Origin of the sequence: Bacteroides mediterraneensis (genome assembly GCF_016900355.1) — a bacterium.
Classification (GTDB): domain Bacteria; phylum Bacteroidota; class Bacteroidia; order Bacteroidales; family Bacteroidaceae; genus Phocaeicola.
The window spans coordinates 1-1,750 of the sequence record NZ_JACJKA010000051.1 but is presented as its reverse complement, the minus strand read 5'-3'; the positions used below and the strand labels follow the sequence as shown (position 1 = coordinate 1,750).

The 1,750-nt window shown below is 51.7% G+C and carries 1 protein-coding gene; it reads left to right on the top strand.

Going from position 1 to position 1,750, the window contains the following annotated elements:
- The first annotated feature begins 97 nt into the window (after positions 1–97).
- On the top strand, positions 98–1,609 hold the full coding sequence (locus tag H6A28_RS14715; protein ID WP_204481045.1) for an IS1182 family transposase: 1,512 nt from the start codon (positions 98–100) through the stop codon (positions 1,607–1,609).
- Positions 1,610–1,750 lie beyond the last annotated feature (141 nt).

The window sequence follows — 1,750 nt, the reverse complement described above, 5'->3', positions numbered from 1 at the left end:
AAAAAAATCGGGCAAGCCCAAACTTCGCTCAGTCAGGACTTGCCCGTCTCCCTAATTTTTCGTATCTTAGGGAATCAAGCAATATATCCCAAAGATAATGTTTAAAAACTATACCTCCAACGATAATCTGCTTTTACCTCCGTGTTTAGGCGATTTTATTCCCCAGAACGATCCGGTCCGGGTTGTTCACCGTATCATTGAACAGATCAGCCTGGAAGAACTTTACCGCAAGTACTCCGTCAAAGGCTGTCCGGCCTACCATCCCCGCATGATGCTGCAGATTCTGGTATATGCCTATCTGCGCAATATCTATTCCAGCCGCCGCATCGAGGAGTTCTGCCGCAATGACATCCGCTTCATGTGGCTGACCGGCAATGTGACTCCTGACCACAACACCATCAACCGTTTCCGCAGCAGCCGGCTGAAGGATGTGCTCAAGACCGTCTTCGCCACCATCGTGAAGTTCCTCGTGGCGGAGGGCTTTGTAAGTCTGGACGTGGCCTGCACCGACGGGACGAAGATGGAAGCAAACGCCAACCGTTATACGTTCGTCTGGGGCAAGTCCATCCACACCCGCATCTCCAGAATCGCGGAACAGCTTGAGGAGATATGGCGGTACGCCGAGTCCGTCACCAAGCAGGAGTTGCGCGACTCCGCTCCCCTCACTTACCAGGACATCACCCCCGAGAAGGTGGAAAGGGCGCTGGAGCAGATACATGAAGCTCTGGAGGGAACGGATGCGGACCGGAAAGTGAAGGCCAAGGTCCGGCGCGTGAAGAAGGCATGGCCCGAACAGCTGAAGAAATATGAATCCCAGGGAAAGATTCTCGACGGGCGCAACAGCTACTCCAAGACAGACCCCGACGCCACGTTCATGCGGATGAAGGAGGACCACATGAGAAACGGGCAGCTCAAGCCCGGATACAACCCGCAGGTCAGTACCAACAGACAGTTCATCCTGAACTATACCCTCCACCAGTGTGCCGGTGACACCTCCACCTATCCCCTGCACATGGAAGACTTCCATTCCCTGTACGGCAGATATCCTTCCGTGTCCGTCTGTGACGCCGGATACGGAAGCGAGGAGAACTACCTGTACGCCTTCAGGCATGGCATTGAAACCTTCATAAAGTACAACTATTTCCACAAGGAACAGAAAAGGAGCTTCAGAAATGACCCGTTCCTGTCTGCCAACTTTTACTATAATGAAGAAACCGACGGGATGTACTGTCCGATGGGACAGAGGATGAAAAGACTCTCCGATGTGAAGCGGACGACGGACAACGGTTTTGTACAGACCATCTCAAGGTACAGGGCCCGGAACTGCAAGGGCTGTCCGTTAAGATGCCGGTGTCACAGAAGCCGGTCGGAAAGGATTGTGCAGGTAAACCACAGGCTGAGGAAAATCAAGGAAAGGGAACGTGAGAAACTCCTTTCTGCGGAAGGTCTTAAATACCGGAGCCAGCGGCCGCAGGATGTGGAAGCCGTATTTGGAAACCTCAAGAACAACAAGCGCTTCAAGAGGTTCCATCTCCGCGGGCTGAAGAAGGTGGAAATTGAATTTGGCCTGCTGGCCATAGCGCATAATCTTGCAAAAGTAGCCTCTTAGGAGGCTTCTGACCGAACAAAACGGTTTGAAACCATGAAATCTGTAGGAGGAAACTTGTAAACTTTTTGAGGAAAATCCAAACGACTTCAATCTGATATAAAACGACAGAGGCCATCTCAATTCATTTTGAGACGGCCTCTT

What these genes read in the sequence shown, in the direction of transcription:
- H6A28_RS14715 (WP_204481045.1), top strand. Translation starts at nt 98, where the DNA reads ATGTTTAAAAACTATACCTCCAACGATAATCTGCTTTTACCTCCGTGT.